The following is a 25,014-nucleotide window of genomic DNA, read 5'->3' as shown; positions in this document are numbered from 1 at the left end:
AGAGGACTACTATGCCTCAAAACCACCTTGGATTGCATCAGGCTTTTGCATTAGACGCGAAATCAATTTGATTGAATAAGAGATGGCGGTTAACTCGGCTTTGATGCCTTAATAACGCGCCCAGCAACAGGCTGGGCGCAGTGATTATCGCCAAGGTGTTGGCGACAAATCGTTAAGCATTCAAGCCTAGAAAATCACTTTTACCTTAGATGCACTATCCAGCGCTTTATTGACTGCGCTTTCGATATCTTTATCGCGGGCGAGGGCAACCCCTAAACGGCGGCGACCATCGATTTCAGGCTTAGCGAATAATCTGAGCTGAGTATTTTCCGCCGCCAAGGCATCGGCAAGACCTTGATAGCGAATGTTTTTCGATTTGCCTTCCACCAATACTACCGCCGAGGCGCTGGGGCCATGTTGATGGATATTCGGAATCGGCAGGCCAAGAATTGCCCTGACATGCAGTGCAAACTCGGATAAATCTTGGCTAATTAAGGTGACTAAACCGGTATCGTGCGGACGAGGCGAGACTTCAGAGAAGTACACATCGCTGCCCTTCACAAACAGCTCGACCCCAAATAAGCCGTAACCGCCGAGGGCTTCCACCACTTTGCTGGCGATTGCTTGGGATTTTGCTAGCACGTCGGCCGACATGGCTTGAGGTTGCCATGACTCGCGGTAGTCGCCGTCTTCTTGCCTGTGGCCAATTGGCGCGCAGAAGTGGATGCCATTGACTGCGCTAATGGTCAGCAGGGTAATTTCGTAATCGAAGGGGATAAAGCCTTCGACAATCACACGACCACCGCCCGCGCGGCCGCCTTCTTGGGCATATTGCCAGGCTTTGGCGCTTTGGGATACATCACGGATAACACTTTGGCCCTTGCCCGATGAGCTCATCACGGGTTTGACTACGCAGGGCACGCCAATCTTGCCAATGGCTTGATTAAATTCGGTTTCAGTGTCGCAGAAGAAATAGGGCGAGGTCGGCAGACCTAAGGTTTCGGCGGCGAGGCGACGAATGCCTTCTCTGTCCATGGTCAGCTGAGTTGCGCGCGCTGTCGGCACGACATTGAGGCCTTCGGCTTCCATCTCAACTAAGGTTTGAGTGGCAATAGCTTCAATTTCGGGGATCACTAAGTGGGGCTTTTCTAGCTCGATAATGGCGCGAAGCGCTTTTGCATCGAGCATATTGATCACATGGGAGCGATGGGCAATTTGCATGGCGGGGGCATTGGGATAACGATCGACGCCAATCACTTCAACACCTAAGCGTTGGAGCTCGATGGCGACTTCTTTACCTAGCTCACCGCAGCCAAGCAACATGGCGCGTCGAGCGCCCTCTGTGTAGGGAGTTCCTATCATGGTGTGGGTACCTTTTTATATTGGGATAATTGACGCCTTTGGACGTTCTTGGGTCATAGTCTACCCCGATTGGCGCTAAAGCATGAGACTGAAATTAACAACTGTGTTTTCGATCAAGCTATTTAAGGGTGATTAGGGCTTGGGGGTGGTAAAAATCCTGTTTGTGGCGGTGTTTTATGTTAACTTTTCGTGTCATAACGGATTATGGAAACCTAAGATGCAAGACATTCGTGATTTAACCGCCGTACTACGCTCTAAAACGCCTATCGTAGTGATTGAAACCTATGAGGAATACCGTGTTGTAGACATGCTTAAGCGGGTGGCGAATGTGCTCTATCAGCCCTTATTTACTTGGAGCATTACTCAAGGGCTGACGCGGGTCGATAAACCCATGGCAGCGCAGAAATTTAATACTGAACCTGGCGATATCTTAGGGCAGATTAAATCGACGACCCAGCAGGGCATCTATGTGCTCTGTGATTTTCATCCCTTTGTGGTTGATGCGCCAAAGAATGTCCGTTTGCTTAAAGAAATCGCCCTCGAATACGATGCGCTGCAACATACGCTGGTGCTAGTGAGTCATGCCTTTGAGATCCCGCCGGAAATTAAGCGTTATTGCGCCTATTTTCAGCTTACCCTGCCGAGTACCTCCCAGCTTGAGAACCTGATTTACCTTGAGGTGGATAAAGTATGCGGCCAAGGGATACCGCTTACTGTGGATGATAAAGCCGTGGTTAAACTGGCGGAAAATCTGCGCGGTGTAACCTTAGATGATGCCAGACGATTGATCCATAAGGCTATTGTGGATGATGGCGCCATTACCCATTCGGATGTGGACCTTATCAACAAAGCCAAATTCCAATTACTCGATCTTAACGGTGTGCTGCAATTTGAGTATGACACCAGTGATTTTTCGCAGATTGCCGGATTACATAATCTCAAAAAATGGTTAAAGCAGCGCGCGCCCGCAGTGCAGGTATCCACTGATGCCAAGGCTGCTTTACAACCCGATGCGCCCAAGGGCGTGTTATTACTCGGGGTGCAGGGCAGTGGTAAGAGCCTTGCGGCCAAGGCGGTAGCGGGTGTGTGGCAACGGCCTTTGCTCAGACTCGATATGGGTGCCTTATATAACAAATATATAGGCGAAACCGAAAAGAACCTGCGCAACGCTCTCGAGCTGGCCGATATGATGTCGCCCTGTATCCTTTGGATTGATGAAATAGAGAAAGGCTTAAGCGGCAGTAGCAGTGATGAGGGCACTTCGACCCGCATTCTTGGCACACTGTTAACTTGGATGGCAGAGCGTAAGTCCGAGGTATTTGTGGTCGCCACCGCTAACGATATTCAAGCCCTGCCGCCTGAGCTGATGCGTAAGGGGCGAATGGATGAAATCTTCTTTGTCGATTTACCCGACGAGGCCATACGTAAGGCGATTTTCCTGATCCATTGCCAGCGCCGTGGTATTGATGTGACTCGCCTCGACCTTGCGCAGCTTTCGCGCCACAGCCAAGGGTTTTCTGGAGCTGAAATTGAACAAGCCGTTATCGCCGCCATGTACAGCGCCCGCAGTTTAGCGCGAACGCTCGACCAAGACATGTTGTTAGAAGAGCTGACCAAGACCAAGCCTTTATCCATAGTGATGGGCGATAAGATTAATGCCCTAAGACAATGGGCCGCAGGGCGCACAGTCAATGCCCATGAGTAGCAACTTAACCCGCTATCACTGTTCGCGTTCTGGCGGCGTATGGGGCGGCTGAGCCTTATACACGATAAGCAGCTTTAGATTTTAGTGTTGGCTTTGGGGTGGGGGAAGTTGGATATCATCACAGCTGGTGTTAACTTGCTGGTCGATATGAGTTATTTTCGCCGTTCGAGTCGTACAGCATGATAAGCAGGGAAGAGATGAGTTTCGAGCAAGAGTTTACAGAAAAAGTCGGTGGTTACTTAGACAATCTCACCGATGAGTTACAGCCCATTCTTAAGCAACTGATTGAGCATGATTATCCCCAAGAGGTGGTCACGCTGGCGTTTGAAGTCTTTGTCGATAGTTTTTCATCCCAATTCCCGGTGCGGGTATTTTTTATGGATAAAGATAACACCGAGTATTTTATCTATCTCGATGGCAAGGCGGCATACCCGTCACCAGTCAATCCAAATTTGCTCGACATAGACCATGTCTATCCCGATGAGTTTGAAGAGGAATATATCGAAAAGGATGAGGACCTTGACCCTTGGCATATCGCGACAAACGCGCTTATCGAATGGTTCTCCCAGTGCTGGATTGCCGCAGACGGCCAACGCTTTAAATTAAAGGCCAATATCGCCCCCCACGACAGCCACTATGAGTTCAATTTAGTAGAGTGTCAGTGGCAAGAACGATGCTAACTCAGCATAAATTAAGCGTTCGGGGATTGTGAGATTAGGTATAGTAAGCTCGTTGTATTTTATTCTTCACTCTTTGGGGGGAGGAATAGGTTTAAAATATGCATCCGTACTAATAAAATCTTAATGGTGTTTATGAAGTTAACCGTAATTTTTCTATTTCTAATAAGCTACTCTACGCTTGCTGAGAATATCGATAATAGACTATGCAATGAATGGTCGAAACGAGAAGGAAAGATTGGAAGATACGATCTTTCCTTAATATCTGAAGATAAAGCCAAAGCAAGCATCAAGATGATTAACGGCCTCTTAGAAAATAAAAGTTTTAATCCAAAATGGTTTGGGGCATACGATGAGGCAGAATTTTATGTAAAGGGATATCTGCTAAAAGTTGAGCTCGAAAAAGCATGGAGAAATCGGCAGCATGATGCGGATGAGATTGGCGCCTTGTGCAAACATTGGATTGATCATGAGCAATATCATTAACCAGTGCTGGTAGACTCGAAACAAGTTGCTCGCCTTAGCTAAGGGTCTGACTGATTATGGATTGGCGTCAAATGGAATCGCCATTATGGCTCTAGTCTATAGGCTAATGTCAGTTGACACTAAATTATTAATAATCAATATTTTAGATTTATTCGTCTCAATACGATATTTGCTTTGTAAACCTCATTTATAACTACGTGAAGTTATACTCATCCACGATAAATCCCACAGTTGAGACAAAGACGGGTGATACCAAGTCCATCGTTTTATTGTTAGATAACTTATGACGTCACCTTGGCGATAGGTCTATGTCGTCAGTTACCTTCTTCCTTGGATGCCATTTGTTTCATTGGAATAAACAATTGTGTTTTTGATCAAGCTATTTAGATGGATTTGTTGCGAATTTGTCATTCTGGTGTAGATCTATATTGTGTCTCAAATTGAAAGGCACTGCGGGACAAAGCACGATTTTGGTATGGGTGGTTTTACCGAAATTAAGATCGGGAAGGGAGTGGGAGCTGAGCATGTTTTTGGACTATTTTGCCTTAGGCATTTTATTTTTTGTCATTGTGGTGATTTTTTATGGCGTGATTGCGATTCACGACATCCCGTATGAAATTGCGAAAAAGCGCAATCATCCCCAGCAGGATGCATTACATATCGCCGGGTGGGTCAGTTTATTTACCTTACATGCTATTTGGCCATTTTTATGGATTTGGGCGACCTTGTATCGAGAGGATAGAGGCTGGGGCTTTAGCACTGTGATGAAGCGCGAAGAGGCATTGGAGGATGATGTTAAAGCGCTAAGGGAAACGGTATTGGCCTTACAGACAAAGCTTGAGCGACTCGAATCGACAGCCGCTCCAGCGGTTGTAAACCATCAAGCTGCAATGACAGCAGAAGCTAGTGTGACCGAAGTTAGCCAAAAAGCCGAGGTATAACATGGATTTACTATTGATATTAACCTATGCCTCGATCTGCATTGTGATTTTTAAAGTCTTTAAGATCCCGATGAACAAATGGACAGTGCCCACGGCGGTATTAGGGGGCGTGGTTCTTATCGGGGCGTTGTTGCTGATTATGAATTACAACCATCCCTATTCACGTTTCGCGCGGGAATACTATGCCACTATTCCAATCACTCCAGCGGTAAAAGGGTTAGTGATTTCGGTGGACGTTAAGCCTAATACGCCGATTAAACAAGGGGATGTGCTGTTTCGAATCGATCCCACTCCCTTTGAAGCCGTGGTTAAACGCAAAAGAGCCGCTCTGTTAGCGGCGGAGCAGGAAGTGCCACAACTTGAGGCCGCTTGGGAGTCTGCTAAGGCGAATGTGGCCAGAGTCGCTGCGGATAGGGAGCGTAATAAATCGGCTTATGACCGTTATGAACAAGGCCATCGTAAAGGTGGAGCGAACTCTCCCTTTACTGAGCTGGAATTAGACAATAGACGCCAACTGTTTTTAGCCTCAGAGGCTCAGCTAACGGCTGCGCAGGCCGAAGAGTTACGCGCACGTCTTGCCTATGAGTCCAATGTGGATGGGGTAAATTCTAAGGTGGCGGGGCTGCAGGGGGATCTTGAAAGCGCGCTCTATAATCTCGAGCAAACCGTCGTGCGGGCACCAGCCGATGGTATTGTGACTCAAATGGCGCTGCGCCCAGGTGCAATGGCGGTGCCTTTGCCTTTACGGCCGGTGATGAGTTTTATCCCCGACGAGCAGCGTTATTTTGCTGGCGCATTCTGGCAAAACTCCCTACTGCGATTACAGGAAGGGGATGAGGCGGAAGTGGTATTAGATGCGGCGCCTGGACAAGTGTTTAAGGGCAAAGTCGCTAAGGTACTCCCCGCGATGGCCGAAGGCGAGATCCAGATGAATGGCATGCTGCAATCGTCCAATCAGCTATTCCAAACAGGTCGGGTTATCGTGTTAATCGATATTGAAGACGATGCGATACGCCGCCAATTCCCAGCGGGCGTTGCGGGACAAGTGGCTGTGTACACAGAACATTTCCACCATGTCGCCGTGATGCGTAAAGTGCTGCTGCGGATGCAGGGCTGGTTAAACTACTTGTTCTTCGATGGGCACTAGTGGAGTTTTACGCTAACGACTTTGCTTGGATCTGGTTTTAAGCTGTCCAAGAGTGAATAAAAAAGCGCTGATAAGACTGTCAGCGCTTTTTTGTTATATGCAGCAGGTGAATGCAGGCTGCGATTAAATATCGAAGGTCAAGCTGCCCGGCGGCAGGAATGGCCAACTTTGACGAATAGGCGAACCATCACCTTGTTCACCAAAGAAATAAGCCGTTCTTGGGGCGGCGTAGACCACACTGCCTTTTTGCAGTCCTAATTCTTGCAGATGGTGGTGGGTAAAGGTGGCTTCCCACAGTTCTTCACTCTGCCAGCCGATAGGCGCCAGTTCGACACGCACTTCTGCGCCAACCGGTGTTATTGCCACTATGGTAAAGGGAATATGGGCTTGGCTGTTGGGTTTATCCGCCAGTGCCAGCTCATGGCTACGCACATAGAGCGCGCCGTTTTGTTGCAGTGGCGCTTGCTCTGGTGGCACTAAGAAGGCGTCACCGTTGGTCCAACGATTCTGTTGCCAGCTCGCTTCAAACCGATTGACATTACCTAAGAAATCAAACACAAAGCGGCTGTTGGGTTGGGCATACAACTCTATGGGAGTATTGACCTGCTCAATATGGCCGTTGCTCATCACCACCACTCTATCGGAAAGCTCTAAGGCTTCGTCCTGATCGTGGGTCACAAACACGCTAGTGAATTTCAGCTCATCGTGAAGGCTGCGCAACCAGCGGCGCAGTTCTTTACGCACCTTGGCATCGAGGGCGCCAAAGGGTTCGTCGAGTAACAGTACTTCGGGCTGAGTCGCTAAGGCGCGGGCCAAGGCGATACGCTGTTTTTGTCCGCCCGAAAGCTGCTCAGGGTAGCGCTGGGCTAAATGGCCAAGTTGTACCATTTCGAGTAAATGGCTGACGCGATTTTGGATTTCGGCCTTAGAAGGTCGCTGATTTTTCGGAATGACTTCGAGCCCAAAGGCGACGTTGTCGGCGACCGTCATATGGCGGAACAGGGCGTAGTTTTGAAACACAAACCCCACTCTGCGGTCACGCACATGCACTTGAGTCACATCACGATTACCGAAATGGATTTGGCCGCTATCTGCGCCTTCAAGGCCGGCAATAATCCGCAATAGGGTGGTTTTACCTGAGCCGGAAGGGCCGAGAAGACCTATCATCTCGCCTTCTTGAATATCCAGATTGAGCGGCGAGAGCGCCTGAAATTGGCCAAATTTTTTGGAAATATTAGTTAAACGAATACTCATAATGATTGGCTCTGCTCTTGGTTGTCATTGGCGGATAAGCTGCGTTGTTGGCGCCACTCTACTAAGGCTTTTAGCAGTAAGGTACATAGGGCGATTAAGGCAAGCAGTGACGCGCTCGCGAAGGCGGCTTCGGCCTGATAATCTTCGTAAAGTAATTGCACATGCAAAGGTAAGGTGTTGGTTTCGCCACGGATATTGCCAGATACTACGGCAACAGCACCAAACTCACCTACGGCTCTGGCGTTGGTGAGGATCACCCCATAAATCAGTGCCCACTTGATATTGGGCAGAGTCACGCGGCGAAACAGTTGCCACCATGAGGCACCAAGAATGACTGCGGCTTCCTCCTCCGATGCGCCCTGTTGCTGCATCAAGGGGATTAATTCTCGGGCAACAAAGGGGCAGGTCACGAAAATGGTGACTAACAGAATCCCCGGCCAGGCAAACATGATCTGTAAATCGTGCTCAAACAGCCAAGCACCGAGCCAGCCACTGTTGCCGTAAAGCAGTAGATAGAGCAAGCCTGCGACCACGGGCGATACGGCAAAGGGAATATCAATCAAGGTAATGAGTAACTTACGCCCCGGAAACTCAAAGCGCGTTACGCTCCAGGCGAGCAGTACCCCAAACACTAAGTTAATCGGCACGGTTAGCGCTGCGACCATCAGGGTCAGCCCGATGGCGTGGAGTGAGTCGGGTTGGCTCAGATGCTCGATATAACGCTCCCAACCACCAACGAAGGCCTGCTGGAAAATACTGACTAAGGGCAGCAGCAACAACACCATGGCCAAAAACACGGCTAGGATGATTAGGCTCCATTTGATGAGGGGCGCTTCACCGACTCTTAACGGTTTAAATGAGTTCATGGTGGCTCCTTATCGGCCGTGAATGCGGCGTAAATAACGCGCCTGCCACAGGTTAATCAGCAGTAGCAGCAACAGCGAGGTCAGCAGTACAACGGAGGCAATGGCGCTGGCGCCGGCAAAATCAAATTCCTGTAGGCGAACGAAAATCATCAGGGAGGTGATTTCACTGATGTAGGGCATATTGCCTGCGATAAAAATCACCGCGCCAAACTCACCCAGACTGCGGGTAAAAGACAGCGCCGTACCGACCACTAAGGCTGGCCAGAGGGAAGGTAAAATCACCCGCCAAAACACGGTGCCATCGGTTGCGCCTAAGGTCATGCCGGCTTCTTCTTCATCGTGGGATAACTCTTCCAGTACGGGCTGAACGGTTCGCACCACGAAGGGAATGCTGGTGAAGATCATCGCAACCACAATCCCCAATGGCGTGTAGGCCACTTTGATACCGATTTCGGCCAAAAGGCTACCAATCTGGCCATTCTCGGCGTACAGAGTCGCTAAGGTGATACCCGCGACGGCGGTGGGTAAGGCAAAGGGTAAATCGACTAAGGCATCGAGGATGCGCTTACCCGGAAACTCATAACGCACCAACACCCAAGCGAGTAACAGGCCAAAAAGACAGTTAAACAGGGAGGCGGCAAGTGCAGATAAAATGGTGACTTTATAACTTGCCAGCACGCGGGGATCGGCAATCACGCCCCAATATTCTGCCCAGCTCATCTGGCTGGTTTGCATAATCAGGCCTGTGGTGGGGAGTAAGAGAATCAAGCTGACAAACAGCAAAGACACACCTAGGCTGATACTAAACCCTGGCAAAACCCGCTTGTGGCGTAAACGCCCATTATTAAATATCACTGAATAACCACCCGATAAGGTTGATGGAGTTAGTCCAATATTATTATGCCATTAGCACGTTATTGCTCAATCACGATAAAAAAACGCTGTGAATTCTTGCTGCGATATAACCACAAAACCCGGGACATTGCCCGGGTTGTGAATTTGATGACTTAGGTACCCAAGCGAATTATCAGCGTTTTAATAACTGATCCAGTTTGGCGCCATTGGCAAATTGGGTCTTCATCGCGTTGTCCCAGTTACCTATGATTTGCTCAACGGTCATTAATTCAACCGTTGGGAATTGCTTGGTAAATTCGGCAACGACTTTCTCGTTGTGAACGCGGTAGTTAAATCCGGCTAACAAACGTTGTGCTTCTTCGCTGTAAAGGTAGTTTAAATACTCGGTTGCGAGTTCTTGCGTGCCGTTACGCTTAGCGTTTTTCTCAACTACGGCAACGGGGAATTCTGCCAGAATCGAGGTTTTTGGCACGACGACTTGGTAATCATCGGCACCATATTGCTGACGAATATTGTTAACTTCAGATTCGAAGGTGATCAGCACATCGCCGATGCCACGTTCAACAAACGACGTGGTTGCACCACGGCCGCCCGTATCAAATACGGCAACGTTACCGAGGAACTTCTTCAAAAACTCATCTAATGAGGCTTGATTATCTTTACCATAGTTTTTCTGGGCATAACCTAAGGCTGCTAAGTAAGTGTAACGCGCATTACCCGAGGTTTTTGGGTTCGGGAACACCAACTTAACGTCATCTTTGGCTAAATCATTCCAGTCGCTGATTTGCTTTGGATTGCCCTTACGCACCAAAAACGCGATGGTGGAGTAGTAAGGTGAGCTGGCATTCGGCAGCAGTTGTTGCCAGTTTTCTGGGATCAACTTGCCGCGGTCATGGAGAATTTGCACATCGGTGACTTGGTTAAAGGTCACGACATCGGCGGGTAAGCCCTGAAGAATCGAGCGAGCCTGGGCGGAAGAACCCGCATGGGATTGCTTGATTTCAACTGTCTTGCCAGTTTTTTCTTGCCAATGTTTAGCAAAAACAGGGTTATAGGCATTGAATAATTCCCGCGCGATATCGTACGAGGAATTTAATAGTGTCTGATCGGCGGCTGCCACATTGAGGGTGGTTCCCAGCAATAGGGTTCCCAGTAGGGCCTTAGTCAATTTTACTGGCATTTTGTACTCCTTAATCTGGCAACTGTGTCAGTGTATAGGAATAGAGTAATAGAAGAATTTATTTATAAAAAGCTGCATGAATAGAACTTTTTAGAATAACTATGAGCGAATAATTGTATGCCTCGGGTGAGATTCATCGTGTTTGTTGTGGCTAACCCCCTTAAAATACCCCTATGCTGAATCGCTTTTATTACAAGGATCATCCGAGTGTCTGACTTTCCGACTATTGAAGCCTGTATTGGGCAAACTCCGCTGGTACGTTTGCAGCGACTTGATTGTGGTAGCTCAACGGTATTATTAAAGCTGGAGGGGAATAACCCCGCGGGTTCGGTAAAGGATCGCGCGGCGCTGAATATGATTATTCAGGCGGAGCTTCGCCAAGAGATTGCCCCTGGGGATACCCTGATTGAAGCGACCAGTGGCAATACCGGCATCGCCTTAGCCATGGCGGCGGCGATTAAAGGCTACAAGATGATCCTGATCATGCCGTCGAATTCGACCCAAGAGCGTAAGGATGCCATGCTGGCCTATGGCGCCGAGCTGCTGCTGGTGGACAATATGGAAGCCGCGCGGGATTTAGCCTTAGAGCTTCAGGCACAAGGCAAAGGTAAGGTGCTGGATCAGTTCAATAATCAAGATAACGCCAACGCCCATTTCCAGACCACTGGCCCCGAAATTTGGCAGCAGAGCCAAGGTAAGATCACCCACTTTGTCTCCAGCATGGGCACCACAGGCACTATTATGGGCGTGTCGAAATACCTAAAGAGCCGCAACCCAGATGTCACCATTGTCGGGCTACAACCCGCCGATGGCAGTTCGATTCCGGGGATTCGTCGTTGGCCGCAGGAATATCTACCGGGTATTTTCGATGCTGCCCGTGTCGATGCGGTGATGGATATTGAGGAGCAAGATGCGAAAGCCATGGCAAGAACCTTGGCCCGTGAAGAAGGCATTTGTGCTGGCGTGAGTTCTGGCGGCGCGGTATTTGCGGCGCTCGAGATTGCGAGGCAGAATCCGGGTTCGGTTGTGGTCGCGATTGTGTGTGATAGGGGCGACCGTTATCTGTCATCTGGGTTATTTTCTTAACCCTAACTAAGATTCACGCTTAGGATTTAACCTTCCTTCGGCAATAAAAATGGGCGTTAATCGCCCATTTTTATTGTCATCCCAAAACCACCGCCTTTGGCGGTGGTGATTGTCCCTTAAGGCTATAGCCTGAATAACGCCCATGTTAAAAGAGACCTTCTTATTCACCACAAGTAAGAGGAAACGAGAAACATGGGCGATTACAGAAGTTCATCACATGTTTACTGGCGTTGTAAATATCATATCGTTTGGACGCCTAAGTACAGATTCAAAATTCTAAAAGGTAACCTTGGTAAAGAGCTCTACAGGTCGATTTATATTCTATGCAATATGAAAAGTTGTGAGGTCTTAGAATTAAACGTCCAGATAGATCATGTGCATCTAGTCGTGATAATTCCCCCAAAGTTGTCAGTATCCACATTAATGGGGATATTGAAGGGTAGTAGCGCAATAAGGCTTTTTAACAAATTCCCTCATGTTCGCAAGAAGTTATGGGGAAATAGCTTTTGGGCGAGGGGTTATTTTGTTGATACGGTAGGCGTAAATGAGGAAATCATAAGACGCTATGTTCGCCATCAAGATAAGCAAGATCTAGAGCATGATGCTCAATTGTCGCTACAGATGAAGTAGGTGTAAGGAAATAGCCCCTTCCAGGGGCAAATCAAAGCCGCCTTCTAAGAAGGCGGATTCTTTACTGACTATTGCATAAGCCATTGTGGTTTAAGCCATTGTGGTTTATTAAAGTCATTATGGTTTAAGTCATCAAGAGTTACCTACTATCAGACCAATCAATAGCACTTAACACTTAACACTTAGCACTTAGCACTGGCTTATGGTTGCGGTGGAAACTGCGCCAAAATCCGGCTAACGGCTTTGGCTGTGTCTTGGGCTTTTTTATCGCCGCCCCTGTCAAAATCGAAACTATCTGTGCCGCGCCAAATCAGCTTATTGGTTTTCGTATCGATAATATCAATTTGAATAGTCTGAATTTTTGCCGTGTCACTGCCAAGTGGTACCCCAACGCTTGTGCCTACGCCAATGCCACCAGAACGGCCAAAACTGCCCGTGCCTAAACCTATGGAGAGACCCGAGTCTTTAGGCTTGTCTTGGGTTAATAACCCATAGGCGACTTTAAAATCGGGGGAAGTGGCAGTTTCAGTAAAGCCTTTTTGGCTTAATTGTTGGGTGATTTCGGTTTGAATGCGCTGGGCGCTGAGTGGGTCGTCGCTAGGTTGGGGGGCGAGCTGGCTGAAGCTCTGTAATGCCTTAAAGTCGTAATTGAGATCGTAATCGTTTTTCGGCTTACTGCTGCAGGCGCTGACTAAGACCAAGGCGACAAACAGACTGGCGATATTTTTGTATCCCATGATGACACTCCAAGTTGTACAAACTCTGTTCAATGTGCCTTGATTAACAACAAGACTGCAAGTAATTTAGTGAAAAGTGTTTAATTTTTGTATTGTTTTACTTGTGTATTTAAGGTCACGCATTTTAAGTGCTTAATTTGCCAGAGTAGCTCAACATCATGGAACAGTTAGCCTTTTTCGAAATACCTAGCCCTTGCATCGGTGTGTGCCAAACCGATGCCCGCGGCTATTGCAAAGGTTGCCTGCGTAGTCGTGATGAGCGATTCAATTGGTTGCACTTTACCGACGCGCAAAAGCACGATGTGATCCGTTTATGCAACCAACGTAAGCGTCGGCGGCAGTTGGCCTTATACAAAGCCCGTCAGCAAGCACTTGAGCAGGAGAGGGCGGCGCTTAATCCCCAACTCGATTTTGCGCCGCAAGATGCCGCCGAATTGGACCTCGATGATTTTGATCTCGAGGAATAATCTAACTTTGAGAGCACCAACTAAGCGCTTAAATTTCCCGCTTTTTTGGCCAGCTTAAGGTAAAACACGTTTGAGTGGGATTGCTGCTAACGCTCACTTCGCCCTGATGACGCTGCATGATCCGTTTGATAATCGCCAGCCCTAAGCCATGACCCTTGTTACCATTTTGCACCGATTGGCTACGGTAAAATGGCTCGAACACCATAGGTAAATCCACCTCGGGGATAGGCTCTCCATCATTACTCACACTCAAAGTCACCCTTTGCGGGGTTTGGCTGACTTCAATCAGGATTTGCTGGCGGGCAAAACGCTGGGCGTTGGTCAGCAGGTTTTGTAGGGCGCGTTCAATCAGTGCGGGTTCGCCGACCAAGGGGAGACTCGTCATCTCCGCCTGTAAGCGGATGGGAGTATCACTTAGGCTGCTTAAACGTTTAATGCACTGGTTAACTAAGCTGAGTAAATCGTATTCATCCAACGGTGTGCCTTCGCGCTGAGCCTCCAGACTGGCGTAAGTCAGCAGTTCCTGCAGCAGGTTTTCCATTTCTTTTATGTCGAGCTGCATCTCATTGAGAAAGTCTTGACGCTTTTGTTCGTCAGAATCGGGCTGGCAGTACATGGGCATTAAGGCGAGGGCGAATTTCAGTCGCGCGAGTGGTGTGCGGATCTCGTGGGAAACCGCATTGGATAAATGTTTTTGGTTTTCGATTAACGCACTGATATGGCGCGCCATTTCATTAAAGGTGTTCGCTAAGGGTTTAACCTGGGAGCGGTTTGAAAGGCTAATGCGTGTATCCCATTTGGCCTCGCCAAAATCCTTGGTAGCCTTACGTAAAATGCTTAAATCCCGCGACAGCGGACCGACCCAAATCAGTGCAACTAATGCCAGTGAGAGATAGAAAAACAGCGTAAACAGATTACGCAGTGAGGCTCTAGGGTCTATCTCGATGGGACCCGCCATTAACACTTGCTCGCCTACCTGAATAAACTGGAATTGTTCGCCCTCGCTGGTTGTGGTGGTAACCACATGATTGGGCGTGAGCTGTTGGTCTTTGGCTAGCGCGATTTGATCTGGGCTGAGCAGATTAAGGGGCAACTGATCATGGCTGGGCAGCGCCTCGAGATAGGCGTTACGATTCTCCTCTGGTAGCTGTGTTAGCAACTGGGCTAACGCAACCAGAGGAGCATCTAAGGCATTATTTTCGTCCACATTTTTCTGCCACAGGCTGTCCAGTGTCCAGCCTATGCCTAGAAAACTGAGGCTCAGCAGTAAATATAAGCTGATAAAGAGACGTTTCACGGAAGTTCTTAGTTGTTCCAAGCCTCTGGGGCGAAGAGATAACCCTGCCCCCAGACGGTTTTAATTCTGAAGGGGGTCTCGATATTGTCATTCAGCTTTTTACGTAGCCTTGAAATGCGCACGTCTATCTTTCTATCTTTACCATCAAAATCAATGTTAAGCAGTAATTGATAGATGTACTGACGGCTCAGCACTTGTCCTGCCTGTGAGGCCAGTAACCAGAGGAGTTCAAACTCATGGCTGGTGAGGTCGACTTCTTTATTGTCGAGGCGGATTGCATGGGTATGGGGATCGATACTCAGCTTACCAAAGGTCAGACAATGGGATTCGGCCTGAGGCGGTTGATTTTGGCGACGTAATAGGTTGTTTATACGGGCGACGAGCAGCGCTGGGTCAACGGGTTTAACGACATAGTCGTCGGCACCGAGCTCTAAACCTTTGATCTGATCTTCGCTCGAACCTAGAGCGCTCATCAGTAGGATGGGGCCAGCAAAGTAATCGGGTAGCTTTTCACATAGGCTCAGGCCATCGATACCTGGCAACATAATGTCTAGCAGTATGATATCTGGCTTGTAGTTGATTAAGCGGGTTAGGACAGTGTCACCACGGCGCTCGACTTCAACATGCATGCCGTGGGATTTCAAATAATCTACGATTAAATTCGCAAGACGGACATCGTCTTCAACCAATAACACTCTGTGGGGTGATTGTGGATTCGTCATTAAAATAAACTCCAAGGGTTACGGTAACGTCTGCGCACCTGAGGCTGCGAGGTTGACGTAATTTTTAATTTGGCTCCAGCCAGTGTTAGATTGGTGTCCTTACTCACTAAGATAAATTGAATATCGTTTAATGTGCTGATATTCAGCGTGATTTTATGCTGTTCCAGTGATTCGCTACACCATTTAGGATAGGCATTATTATCGGACAAGATACAGACCAGCTCGTCATTGGCGAGTTGCCACTGTAACTCGACACGGATCTCGCAGGCTTGGCTTTCATCCCCAGTGATACAGATTTCGGGGGTCAGTTTTAACTTTGACTCTTCATCCGGTGCGGCAAGTACATTCGCTGGCCCCATCAAGCTCACGCTTAGGCCCAACAAGCACAGCATCCTGATACGAAGGGGAGTCACTAGTGTCAAAACCTATACGCTGCGCCAATAAAATATGTGCTGCTATAGTCTTCATCGAGCAAGGGGCTGGCGGCAATTTCATCTGCAAGTTGTGTATAGCGAAACGCAAAAAGCATATCCCAGTTATCAGTTAAGATATAACGGGCCGTCATTTCTATCCCTTTATTCCAACCAGCATCTGCATGGTAATGTTGGCTCCAATAAGCATTTTCACTCGGACGTACACCATAGTAATAGTCGACGACATTAGTACTTTTCCAATCAAACACGAGCGACATATCCATGACCCAGTGGGTTAAATGCCAGCCATAGGTCCATTTTATTTGCGCTTCAGCGCCTTGGTGCACATTAAACATATCATGGGTGTAGGCTAATCTAACTACACCTAACGGGCTATAAATAAAGGCTTCAGCGCCGCCCAGCATGGTAAAGTTTCGCGATTCTAAGGAGTTAAACACGGGATCGGGTTCAGTGCTGAGGGCAGTATTGGTGGCGAGCAGTCTTGCCTCTTCCTGTGAGCTGCGTTTCAGGAAGATGTTCGATGGATCCCAGCGGTAAAAGTAGGCTCTATCTAAGCTATAGCTGGTCACTAAGTTTAAACTGAAGTATTTCTGCTCGGTTAAGCTGAAACCTAAGTTACCGTTATCAAAAAACCAATGTTCACCATAGTAAGCTACGGTAGGGATAAAAAAGACTGGAATATCATCAAAATCCCGCAGTGGATTGGTCTTTTGTCCCCAGCCGACCGCCACGCCCAAATCCCAGTTACGCATTTCGATGCATTCATCTTTAGTGACGCACGGTTCCTTCGCCATTCCTATTGAAGGCAGGCTAAGTGCGGCGAGTAAGATAAACAGTGTTCGATACATGATTTTGCGTTCGGGTTTGATGTTGTTCGGTAATGGTCAACAGATTAGCATTTTATGCTTAAATCCACAGTGCTTTCACCTGAAGGGATGCAAAATGATACAGATATCATATAAATAGTATGTATGTAGATTCCCTAATTAATTGAAAGACAAAAATAAAAACCTTAAATGCCTTTGTTTCGCATTTTGTTTTTTGCTAATTTTCGGTAATTATTTTGTTGCGTTTGGTGGGGTAAACGTTTACGGGCTTGAGTCGTCCGCCCCAATAAAAATGCCATTCAAGGTTTGAATGGCATAAGCAGAACACGCTAAAAACCTAATCGAGCTTATAGGCTAAAGGAAGTTAAAATCGATCAGTTAAGCTCTTTGACGGTTTGATAGCCCATTTCTGTGAGTTGGTCGTTCACGCAGTCGAGAACATATTGCTTAAGCTCGGCATTTTCGACCTGATCTTCAGAGGCCATTTGTTGGCACACTTCTGTCAGTTGAGCGATATCATTTGCAGGTGCAGGAGGAAGTGTCGATTCATCGGCAAAGGCTGCGAAACTCATAAGTGCCGAGAGTGTGATAACAGCTGATAACGTTTTCATTTTATTTCCTTTAGTTATTGATAGTTAACAACAGCCTAACTGGTTTCCCATCATGCCGCTGCGTCAACAGATAGCAATCTATCACTGCTATTATTTTTTAGATATAAATAATTTTTCGCTAATTTGGTGAGCCATTTTTACCAGTTAAACTTGGTGGTTTTATGGGCGATTCTACTGGCCGTTTAGGGCGTTGCTTTAACCTGTTTTGCCAAAGATGAATATGCCGCGAAGCATCACTCAATCCTTATCACTTTTACACCAAGATCAGGCTCTTTCCCTTAAGACGGTCTAAAAGGCCCGAAGTTTCATTGCCGAATGCGAGTAAATGTTATCAATCTGTCTAAAACTAGATTTATATCAACTTTGATAGATTTATGGGATGAAGTTAATGTTTTTGATGATTTTCTCCTGTGTGCTACAACCCACTTTTAAAGATGGAGAACAGGAAGTTTGAACCTTAGCAAAATTACGCAATAAATCAGATTTGGCGCACTATTTATACAAACTTTTCATAGCTGTTTGAATCTAAAAAGATTAATTTTTAATTTTTATGTTTAATATAAAATTAATTTTTTATGTGTCTGATTTTAAATGATTAATACTTTATTTTATCTGGTATTGATATTTTGGTTGTGATCCCGTTGCTAGTTATCTAAAATTCGCCGCTTTTTATAAAACTATAGCTACCTAGTGTTTATCTAGGTACTGAGATTAACTTATTTATTTTGGGGACTTCCTGTGTCGACAAAACTGGCGAATCCTGCTCCGTTAGGCTTAATGGGCTTTGGTATGACGACTATCCTGCTGAACATTCACAATGCGGGTTATTTTCCGATTGATGCAATGATCTTAGCTATGGGTATTTTCTATGGCGGACTCGGCCAAATCATTGTCGGCATTATGTGTTTTATGCGTGGTGATACCTTTGGGACTACCGCATTTACTTCCTACGGTTTATTTTGGCTAACCTTAGTCGGGCTGATTTTAATGCCCAATGCAGGGGTTGCGGCGAGCCCAACCCACTTTATGGGATGGTATTTAACCCTGTGGGGGATCTTTACCGCCTTTATGTTCGTAGGCTCGCTACGCTACCCAAGAGCGAAACAGTTTGTGTTTGCCTCGCTGACCATTTTGTTCTTCCTGTTGGCGGCAAGGGATTTCACCGGCAGCGCCTTGATCGGCACTATCGCGGGTTTTGAAGGGATCATCTGTGGCGCGAGTGCGATTTACTTTGCTATGGCGCAAGTGCTTAACAATGAATATGGCCGCACGATTTTGCCGATTGGTGAGTTAAAGGCTAAGGCTTAATAATTAACTCTTAGTTCTGCAGAGTTAAACAAAAGGCTGAATGATTCAGCCTTTTTGTTTTTGGGCTTGCTACTTAGATTAGATTTTGGTCTTTATAAATGCAGTGCAGGCCTCATCTAAGCTGCGGTTAGAAATATAGCTAGTACCGGTTTTATGGGTGATTAGAAAGCCCTTTTCAGTTTGCACAATACGGAAAATATCCGTCCAGTGGATCTGGCTTTTAACGTATTGTGATTGGGTGCTAATCCCTTGCTCATCGACAACCAGTGTGACTTCATTATTGGCGGCCTTACTCATCATCTGCCGCATCAACCACCAAGCTTTGTTGTATTTCACATTTAACGCTTCAATTACCCCAAGCCCGACAAAGAAATAGGCTAGATAGAGGCTGATATCCGCAAAAATCAGTGCAATCCCCATAAGACCAAACCCCATGGCTTTATAGTAAGGCTTGAGCGTGGGATCGGGTTTGACTGACTGGGTATAACACTCGTCAAAATGTGCTTTATCTAAGATATAAGTAGTGGAATAACAATAAGGTGTTGTCATCGAGTTATCTAATATTGGAAAGCCTGATTGCGCGCTAGTTTAGCGGTTTAACCTGCCAAAGTAACGATTTTTAGGCTAGCGTCGATGTGAAGAACTGGCGCGGAATACTGGGTTTATGTATCCCGCCGCCAATAACCTTACGGCTTAATAACGATTGCGTTCGTTGGGCAGATCGCTGAGATATTCGACAAACTCGACTTCAAATCCATGGGCATCGAAGAAGTAGATATTGCGGCGATAGCGATCTTCCATGCCATCTTTGGCTATCGGAAAACCAGCTTGGGTTAGCCTTGTTATCACTGCATCTAGATCACTCACCACAAAGGCAAAATGAGCTAAGCCAATTTGATGGCCCGTTAAGTCGCGGTTTTCCCCTTCACCGTTATCGCTAAAGGCAATGTATTGATAATCATCGCCAAAATGAATCCAATTGCGCGGCTTGCCGTACCAAGTCCCTTTATCTCCGCCACGGACACGCCAATGTGGGAAGGCGGCTTGATAAAAAGTGAGTGCTTTAGGGATATCGTCGACGACTAGGTTGATGTGCTCTAAATGGATCATAATGCGTTCCTTGTAATGATTTTAGTCAGTGTGATTCACATCCAAGCTGCTTACATACCGTAGCAGTATTCCTGCTGCTTGGGATAGGGTTGATGAATATGACGTTGGCGTATCGGCGCTAAGGCTTGGGCGTATTGATGCAACATAAACAGGCTGTATTGCACTCTTTCCCTGAGGTTGATATCCCGCGTACCTTGGGGCGTGGCGTTGAGTACATTCTCGACATTACGGATGATCAAATGGTCGGGAATGGGCACCAATTTATTGTTTTTGAGAGCATTCATTTTGACTTCCACAATAGGGTAGGCGCCGCTAATGCCGCTGCAAACTGAAATCAGCAACACTGGCTTATGGGCGGTTTCCTGGCGGCTACACATCAGCAGGAAGTTTTTAAGCAGTGGCGATGCCATTCCACCCCATTCGGGCGTGATCAAAACCAAGGCATCTGCCGCATCGACTCTTCGCTCAATCTCAGGCCAATGTTCGCCCTTGTTGTCCTCTTCACCATCCCAAAATGGCAGATTGAACTGGCAAAGTTCTAAATGATGGATAGCGTCGTAACCGACACTATGGGGCGATAAAAAACTGGTTTCGGCTATATATCTCGCGACTTTAGCGCTTTGCGAGTTGGCTCTTTGACTGGTGCTGATGATGAGTAAGTTCATTATGTAAACTTATTTGTTTATAAATTATTTATAAGGTAATTACTTTATTTAATCTTGTAAAGGATAAAATAAATAAAAAACTTTATTTATTCTGTTAAAAGGTGGGCGATTGAGGGATAATCCGAGGTGAAGAGCGGAGAGCGCATATGAAAACCACTGATAAGATTATTCAATTACTCAAGTTGCATGGTCCTTTAACGGCAAAGACCCTAGCGGAAGAACTGGCACTGACGACCATGGGAGTTAGGCAGCATTTGCAGGCCTTAGAGGATGCGGGTGATGTTGATATTGAAGATAGGGTCGAAGGCCGTGGACGCCCAACCCGTTATTGGGGATTAACCGAGCAGAGTCGCACTCACTTTGCCGATCGCCACAGTGAGCTTAGTTTGCAATTGATTGATTCCGTTAAAATGATATTTGGCGATCAAGGCCTAGATAAGCTGATCGAGCATAGGGAGCAAACGGCCATGCAGCAGTATCGCAGCGCGATGCTCGGCATGACGGATATAGCCAGTCGCCTAACGAAACTGGTGGAGCTGCGTACCCTCGAGGGCTATATGGCGACGCAGGAACAAGCCGATGGCGTTTTCTGGTTACTTGAGAATCACTGCCCAATTTGCAGCGCAGCGACTAAGTGCCAAAACTTTTGCCGCTCCGAACTGCAACAGTTCCAGCAATTATTTGCCGATATCGCCACTGTAAGCCGTGAAGAGCATATCATCGATGGCGCTCGTCGCTGCGCCTATCGCATTGCGCCTTTATCTTAGAGCAGGGTGGAGTGATGCAATCAAAACGCGGTCGTCTCGATAGATACCTTGCCGTTAAGCTACAAATTCACCGTAAAGCCGTGCGAGAACTCTTGCTGGCGGAGCGAGTGTATGTGGATGGCGCGCCTGCGAAATCGCTCGATCTGCTGGTGGATGAATTTTCCCACATAGTGTTTGATGGACAAGTCTTACAGGCCAACCAGCCTGTGTATCTTATGCTGTATAAGCCCGTTGGCGTGGTGAGTGCAACCAAAGACAAAGAGCATCGCACTGTCATTGATTTGCTCGATTGCGATACTCGCCAAGAGCTGCATATTGCGGGTCGGTTAGATTTAAACTCTTCGGGCTTATTGCTGCTGACCAATGATAGCCGTTGGTCCGAGGCGCTCATGTCGCCAGAGCAAAAAGTGGATAAAGTGTATCGGGTGACTCTGGCAAATCCTTTGAGCGATGAGTATATCGCGGCATTTGCACAGGGCATGTATTTTGGCTTTGAAGATATCACCACTCAGCCGGCAAAGCTTGTTATCCTCGCCCCTCACGTTGCAGAGGTGACCTTAAGGGAAGGTAAATACCATCAAATCAAGCGGATGTTTGGCCGTTTTCGTAACCCTGTGCTGGGATTACACCGACTTTCTATCGGTGAGATTACCCTAGATGAAGCCTTAAAACCGGGCGAGAGTCGTATGTTGACGGCGCAGGAGGTCGCATCTATCTATCTTACGACGAAGCCTGATTAGGTTAGTACTTGTGATAAGTGTTCAGCCACCTTGTCTTATGAGAAGGTGGCTTTGGTTTTGAGTCAGTTAACTATGATTATAAATGTACAGCTTTATAGCTCGGCATGTGGACCGAAGACTTCATAATGCATTTGCTCGCTAGGCACACCAAAGGCGAGTAATTGCTGCTTGATAGAAGCCATGAAGCCAATCGGGCCGCAGAAATAGTAATGCGCATCGGTAGCGATTTTATCGGCGACTGAGGTTAAGTTCATCGTTCCTTCAAAATCATAATCTTGTCCTAAAATGTCTGCCTCTTTAGGCTCTCGATACCACACATGACTGGCAAGATTGGCATGTTGACCAAGTTTGCTTTTAACCGCTGTTTTAAAGCCGTGTACTTCACCATGCTCGCAAGCGTGCAACCAAGTGACAGCACTTGGGTGTTTTAGTTTGAGCAACTGGTTCAACATACTCTTCATCGGCGTTTGCCCAACTCCTGCCGAAATCAATACGATAGGCGTCTTTGGCTGAGCCGTTAAGGCGAAATCACCCGCAGGCGGCATGACTGAAACTGTATCGCCCACTTGCAACATATCGTGAAGCAGGTTTGATACTTGGCCATTAGGTTCTCGTTTCACGCTAATGCGGTAGGTTCGGCCATTTGGCGCATCAGACAGCGAGTACTGACGAATTTCATCGAAGGCGAGCTTAGGATGTTGCAGCTTAATGCTCAAGTATTGCCCCGGAGTGAAGTCTTTTACCGCTTGCCCATCAGTTGGCGTTAAGACAAACGAGGTGATTACGGCTGACTCGGCTTTTTTCTCGCTAATAATAAACTCACGAACCCCAGACCAACCGCCATCCTGTTGAGCACTTTCTTGATAAATCTGTGCTTCGCGCTGGATAAAAATGTTAGCTAAAAATTGATAAGCATCGCCCCATGCGGTGAGTACTTCTTCGGTAACCGCCTCTCCTCCCAGTTCTTGTAGTGTGGCCAGAAGGTGACCGCCGACAATGGCATATTGTTCAGGCTGAATTAAAAAACCAGTGTGCTTTTGGGCAATGCGCTCGACGGCCGTACCTAATGCACCTAGGTTATCGATGTTCTTGGCATAGGCTGCAACTGCGTTAAACAAGGCGACGGGCTGACCACCTGAATGTTGATGAGCCAAGTTAAACACATCTTTTAACTCAGGATTGTGGGTAAACATCCGTTGGTAAAAATGCTGGGTCAGTGCAGGACCTGCTGATTCGAGAAGGGGAATAGTGCTCTTAATAATCTGGATGGTACGGCTATCCAACATAGTGAATCCTTAACACGCCTTATTTATGAATGTTATCTGAGTTTAAAGATTCATTTGATTTGGATCAATAAAAATCACAGTAAAAACTGTTAGACGGAATGTCATCTAAAGATAAAAAGTCAGCAGAATAATCAGCAAAGAGACTGGCACAGCAGGCCTGTGCCAGTAAAATGAACTAGAGTCTGAATGCACTCACCTGATTACGCATACTGTTGGCAAGCTTAGTCAGATTCATCACCGACTCACTCAACTCTAAGGCCGAATTTGTGGAGTGTTCGGAAATATCGCTAATGGCAATAATGCTACGGTTTATGCTCTCGGCGACGCTACTTTGCTCCTCGGCAGCCGTAGCGATATGGGTATTTAGCTCAGTGATGTTATCGACGGACGCGACAATCTCTTTTAAAGCTTGACCAGCTTGATTCGCCTTATCGTTGGCATCATCGACTTGATTGATCCCCACTTCCATCGCATTCACGGCTTCTTTAACTCCTTGCTGCAGAGTGGCGATCATCGCTTCAATTTCTTGGGTTGATTTTTGGGTGCGCTGCGCCAATGTCCGGACTTCGTCGGCGACCACCGCAAAGCCTCGGCCTTGCTCTCCGGCGCGGGCGGCTTCAATGGCTGCATTGAGTGCCAGTAGATTGGTTTGTTCGGCAATGCTTTTGATCACATCTAATACTCGGCCGATGTTTTGACTTTCATTGGATAAAAAGCCAATCACTTGCGCCGTTTTTTGAATTTGCTCAGAAAGTTGCGACATGCTGGTGATGGACTGCATCACAATGTGATTACCATTGGCTGCGTAATTATCGGCATCCTTAGCTGAATCCGCTGCTGCGGCGGCGCTTTGAGCCACCTCGGCGACCGTGGCCGTCATCTCATTCATGGCGGTGGCGGTTTGTTCGGTTTCCGCCTGTTGCTGCTGCATGCGTTTGTTGGTTTCTTGGGTAAAACTACCTAACTCAGTGGCCGAGCTATTCACCGTATTCGCGGCTTCGGCGATAGAGTGTAAGATCCCCCGTAAGTGCTCGATAACTTGGGTGAGGCTAGTGGAGATCTGCCCGAGCTCATCATCGTTGAAGGTTTTAAACTTCACCGTGAGATCCGAGTCTTGCCGAATGATTTTCAGGTTTTGAACTATATCGCGAATAGGATTCATCACACTGCGATTGACCCAGAGTCCAATCACTATGCTGATCAGCATTGCCATCCCTGCGAGAATAATAAATATGGAAATGGATGATTGATAGATACTTTTTACGCTATCTCTTTCTTGCCCAGCAATCTTAATTTGTAGATCGATAAGTTCGGAGACTTTACCGCTGATAGGGTCTATGGCTTGATATAGAGGCAATATTTTGTCATTCAGCTTATGAACGACATCACCATTAACTCCTCTGAGATAAGCGATTAATTGTTCTATTTGCCCATTGGCGGGAATGAATAAACGTTCGGCTTGTTGCGCGAGTTGAGACTCTTCTTTGGTGAGCTCTGTGGCGAGATACTTATGCCAGCGTTGATCTACAATGGATTTGGCGCTATCGAGTGCATTGATAGTTTCTGAAGCACTAATACCGCCAGCATTGGCTTTGTTCACCGCATCAATCACATCGACGGCATATTTATCCGCAATAACTTTAAGATCATCGAGGGGGACGACTCGGTCGTTATAGATACGTTCGACACCATATTCGATTTTTCCCATCATGTTGATAGCGATAAAACCGATAGTTAGAAGCATAACAAGTGGCACGAGAATGCCAATAAACATCTTTTGTTTTATTTGAAGACCATTCATATGGATTTCCTTAGTAAAGCAAGGGAGTCCTTTTAGGCAGAGCTCGAGCTATC

General features: G+C 47.1%; 27 protein-coding genes. 11 read left to right on the top strand and 16 right to left on the bottom strand.

Annotated features, from left to right (window positions below):
• Positions 1-186: 186 nt before the first annotated feature.
• Positions 187-1,362 carry a formate-dependent phosphoribosylglycinamide formyltransferase gene (purT, locus tag SHEWMR4_RS15845; RefSeq protein ID WP_011623765.1) on the bottom strand — a complete coding sequence of 392 codons (1,176 nt, stop codon included), beginning with the start codon at positions 1,360-1,362 and terminating at the stop codon, positions 187-189.
• 217 nt (positions 1,363-1,579) lie between these two features.
• Here purT and SHEWMR4_RS15840 point away from each other — a divergent pair, with 217 nt between their 5' ends.
• From SHEWMR4_RS15840 to SHEWMR4_RS15820, 5 genes are all read left to right on the top strand, one after another.
• Entirely contained in the window at positions 1,580-3,067 is a 1,488-nt protein-coding gene (locus SHEWMR4_RS15840) for an AAA family ATPase (protein ID WP_041408849.1), read from the top strand.
• Positions 3,068-3,264: 197 nt separating this feature from the next.
• Positions 3,265-3,747: a hypothetical protein gene (locus SHEWMR4_RS15835; protein WP_011623763.1), complete on the top strand. Its 483-nt coding sequence runs from the start codon at positions 3,265-3,267 to the stop codon at positions 3,745-3,747.
• Positions 3,748-3,879: 132 nt separating this feature from the next.
• Positions 3,880-4,230 carry a hypothetical protein gene (locus SHEWMR4_RS15830; RefSeq protein ID WP_041408848.1) on the top strand — a complete coding sequence of 117 codons (351 nt, stop codon included), beginning with the start codon at positions 3,880-3,882 and terminating at the stop codon, positions 4,228-4,230.
• Between the two features lie 524 nt (positions 4,231-4,754).
• Positions 4,755-5,171, top strand: coding sequence for a DUF3302 domain-containing protein (locus SHEWMR4_RS15825; RefSeq protein ID WP_011623762.1), 417 nt, complete (start codon positions 4,755-4,757; stop codon positions 5,169-5,171).
• Position 5,172: 1 nt separating this feature from the next.
• Complete coding sequence (locus tag SHEWMR4_RS15820) at positions 5,173-6,318, top strand: HlyD family secretion protein (protein ID WP_011623761.1); 1,146 nt, start codon at positions 5,173-5,175, stop codon at positions 6,316-6,318.
• A gap of 123 nt (positions 6,319-6,441) precedes the next feature.
• Here the strand turns inward: SHEWMR4_RS15820 and SHEWMR4_RS15815 are convergent, their stop codons facing one another.
• The 4 genes from SHEWMR4_RS15815 to cysP form a co-directional block, all read right to left on the bottom strand.
• Positions 6,442-7,572, bottom strand: coding sequence for a sulfate/molybdate ABC transporter ATP-binding protein (locus tag SHEWMR4_RS15815; protein ID WP_011623760.1), 1,131 nt, complete (start codon positions 7,570-7,572; stop codon positions 6,442-6,444).
• Entirely contained in the window at positions 7,569-8,438 is an 870-nt protein-coding gene (cysW, locus tag SHEWMR4_RS15810) for a sulfate ABC transporter permease subunit CysW (RefSeq protein WP_011623759.1), read from the bottom strand. Before cysW ends, SHEWMR4_RS15815 begins: the two co-directional genes overlap by 4 nt.
• Positions 8,439-8,447: 9 nt before the next feature.
• Positions 8,448-9,293, bottom strand: coding sequence for a sulfate/thiosulfate ABC transporter permease CysT (gene cysT / locus SHEWMR4_RS15805; protein WP_011623758.1), 846 nt, complete (start codon positions 9,291-9,293; stop codon positions 8,448-8,450).
• Positions 9,294-9,465: 172 nt separating this feature from the next.
• Positions 9,466-10,473 carry a thiosulfate ABC transporter substrate-binding protein CysP gene (gene cysP, locus SHEWMR4_RS15800; protein WP_011623757.1) on the bottom strand — a complete coding sequence of 336 codons (1,008 nt, stop codon included), beginning with the start codon at positions 10,471-10,473 and terminating at the stop codon, positions 9,466-9,468.
• Between the two features lie 207 nt (positions 10,474-10,680).
• Here cysP and cysM point away from each other — a divergent pair, with 207 nt between their 5' ends.
• Positions 10,681-11,559, top strand: a complete 879-nt coding sequence (gene cysM / locus SHEWMR4_RS15795; RefSeq protein ID WP_011623756.1) for a cysteine synthase CysM — start codon at positions 10,681-10,683, stop codon at positions 11,557-11,559.
• 192 nt (positions 11,560-11,751) lie between these two features.
• Entirely contained in the window at positions 11,752-12,189 is a 438-nt protein-coding gene (gene tnpA / locus SHEWMR4_RS15790) for an IS200/IS605-like element ISShes4 family transposase (protein ID WP_011623755.1), read from the top strand.
• 200 nt (positions 12,190-12,389) lie between these two features.
• Here tnpA and SHEWMR4_RS15785 read toward each other — a convergent pair whose 3' ends face one another.
• Positions 12,390-12,926 (bottom strand): DUF4136 domain-containing protein, encoded by a 537-nt coding sequence (locus SHEWMR4_RS15785; RefSeq protein ID WP_011623754.1) that lies wholly within the window; start codon positions 12,924-12,926, stop codon positions 12,390-12,392.
• 158 nt (positions 12,927-13,084) lie between these two features.
• Between SHEWMR4_RS15785 and SHEWMR4_RS15780 the strand changes: the two genes are divergently transcribed.
• The gene (locus tag SHEWMR4_RS15780; protein ID WP_011623753.1) at positions 13,085-13,393 is read left to right on the top strand and encodes a DUF1289 domain-containing protein; all 309 of its coding nucleotides are present in this window, start codon (positions 13,085-13,087) and stop codon (positions 13,391-13,393) included.
• 28 nt (positions 13,394-13,421) lie between these two features.
• Here SHEWMR4_RS15780 and SHEWMR4_RS15775 read toward each other — a convergent pair whose 3' ends face one another.
• The 5 genes from SHEWMR4_RS15775 to SHEWMR4_RS15755 form a co-directional block, all read right to left on the bottom strand.
• On the bottom strand, positions 13,422-14,690 hold the full coding sequence (locus SHEWMR4_RS15775; RefSeq protein ID WP_011623752.1) for an ATP-binding protein: 1,269 nt from the start codon (positions 14,688-14,690) through the stop codon (positions 13,422-13,424).
• Between the two features lie 8 nt (positions 14,691-14,698).
• Positions 14,699-15,412, bottom strand: coding sequence for a winged helix-turn-helix domain-containing protein (locus SHEWMR4_RS15770; protein WP_011073412.1), 714 nt, complete (start codon positions 15,410-15,412; stop codon positions 14,699-14,701).
• Positions 15,412-15,804, bottom strand: coding sequence for a DUF3019 domain-containing protein (locus SHEWMR4_RS15765; RefSeq protein ID WP_011623751.1), 393 nt, complete (start codon positions 15,802-15,804; stop codon positions 15,412-15,414). The genes SHEWMR4_RS15770 and SHEWMR4_RS15765 overlap by 1 nt, the downstream gene beginning before the upstream one ends.
• A gap of 26 nt (positions 15,805-15,830) precedes the next feature.
• On the bottom strand, positions 15,831-16,694 hold the full coding sequence (locus SHEWMR4_RS15760) for a MipA/OmpV family protein (protein WP_011623750.1): 864 nt from the start codon (positions 16,692-16,694) through the stop codon (positions 15,831-15,833).
• 353 nt (positions 16,695-17,047) lie between these two features.
• A complete protein-coding gene (locus SHEWMR4_RS15755; protein WP_011623749.1) occupies positions 17,048-17,284 on the bottom strand; it encodes a hypothetical protein in 237 nt (78 codons plus the stop codon).
• Between the two features lie 738 nt (positions 17,285-18,022).
• Here SHEWMR4_RS15755 and SHEWMR4_RS15750 point away from each other — a divergent pair.
• Positions 18,023-18,592 carry an acetate uptake transporter gene (locus tag SHEWMR4_RS15750; RefSeq protein ID WP_011623748.1) on the top strand — a complete coding sequence of 190 codons (570 nt, stop codon included), beginning with the start codon at positions 18,023-18,025 and terminating at the stop codon, positions 18,590-18,592.
• Between the two features lie 78 nt (positions 18,593-18,670).
• On the opposite strand, the gene SHEWMR4_RS15745 is transcribed toward SHEWMR4_RS15750, so the two are convergent.
• The 3 genes from SHEWMR4_RS15745 to SHEWMR4_RS15735 form a co-directional block, all read right to left on the bottom strand.
• Positions 18,671-19,141, bottom strand: coding sequence for a YcxB family protein (locus tag SHEWMR4_RS15745; protein ID WP_011623747.1), 471 nt, complete (start codon positions 19,139-19,141; stop codon positions 18,671-18,673).
• A 144-nt stretch (positions 19,142-19,285) separates the two neighbouring features.
• The gene (locus SHEWMR4_RS15740; protein ID WP_011623746.1) at positions 19,286-19,702 is read right to left on the bottom strand and encodes a VOC family protein; all 417 of its coding nucleotides are present in this window, start codon (positions 19,700-19,702) and stop codon (positions 19,286-19,288) included.
• 50 nt (positions 19,703-19,752) lie between these two features.
• Positions 19,753-20,367, bottom strand: coding sequence for an NADPH-dependent FMN reductase (locus SHEWMR4_RS15735; RefSeq protein WP_011623745.1), 615 nt, complete (start codon positions 20,365-20,367; stop codon positions 19,753-19,755).
• A 146-nt stretch (positions 20,368-20,513) separates the two neighbouring features.
• Here SHEWMR4_RS15735 and SHEWMR4_RS15730 point away from each other — a divergent pair, with 146 nt between their 5' ends.
• A complete protein-coding gene (locus SHEWMR4_RS15730; protein WP_011623744.1) occupies positions 20,514-21,134 on the top strand; it encodes a helix-turn-helix transcriptional regulator in 621 nt (206 codons plus the stop codon).
• Between the two features lie 14 nt (positions 21,135-21,148).
• Complete coding sequence (locus tag SHEWMR4_RS15725; protein WP_011623743.1) at positions 21,149-21,874, top strand: pseudouridine synthase; 726 nt, start codon at positions 21,149-21,151, stop codon at positions 21,872-21,874.
• 92 nt (positions 21,875-21,966) lie between these two features.
• Here the strand turns inward: SHEWMR4_RS15725 and hmpA are convergent, their stop codons facing one another.
• Both hmpA and SHEWMR4_RS15715 read right to left on the bottom strand, forming a co-directional pair.
• On the bottom strand, positions 21,967-23,160 hold the full coding sequence (gene hmpA, locus SHEWMR4_RS15720) for an NO-inducible flavohemoprotein (protein WP_011623742.1): 1,194 nt from the start codon (positions 23,158-23,160) through the stop codon (positions 21,967-21,969).
• Between the two features lie 175 nt (positions 23,161-23,335).
• Entirely contained in the window at positions 23,336-24,961 is a 1,626-nt protein-coding gene (locus tag SHEWMR4_RS15715) for a methyl-accepting chemotaxis protein (protein WP_011623741.1), read from the bottom strand.
• Positions 24,962-25,014: the final 53 nt, after the last annotated feature.

Origin of the sequence: Shewanella sp. MR-4 (genome assembly GCF_000014685.1) — a bacterium.
GTDB lineage: Bacteria > Pseudomonadota > Gammaproteobacteria > Enterobacterales > Shewanellaceae > Shewanella.
This window is presented reverse-complemented; position numbering and strand designations above follow the sequence as displayed.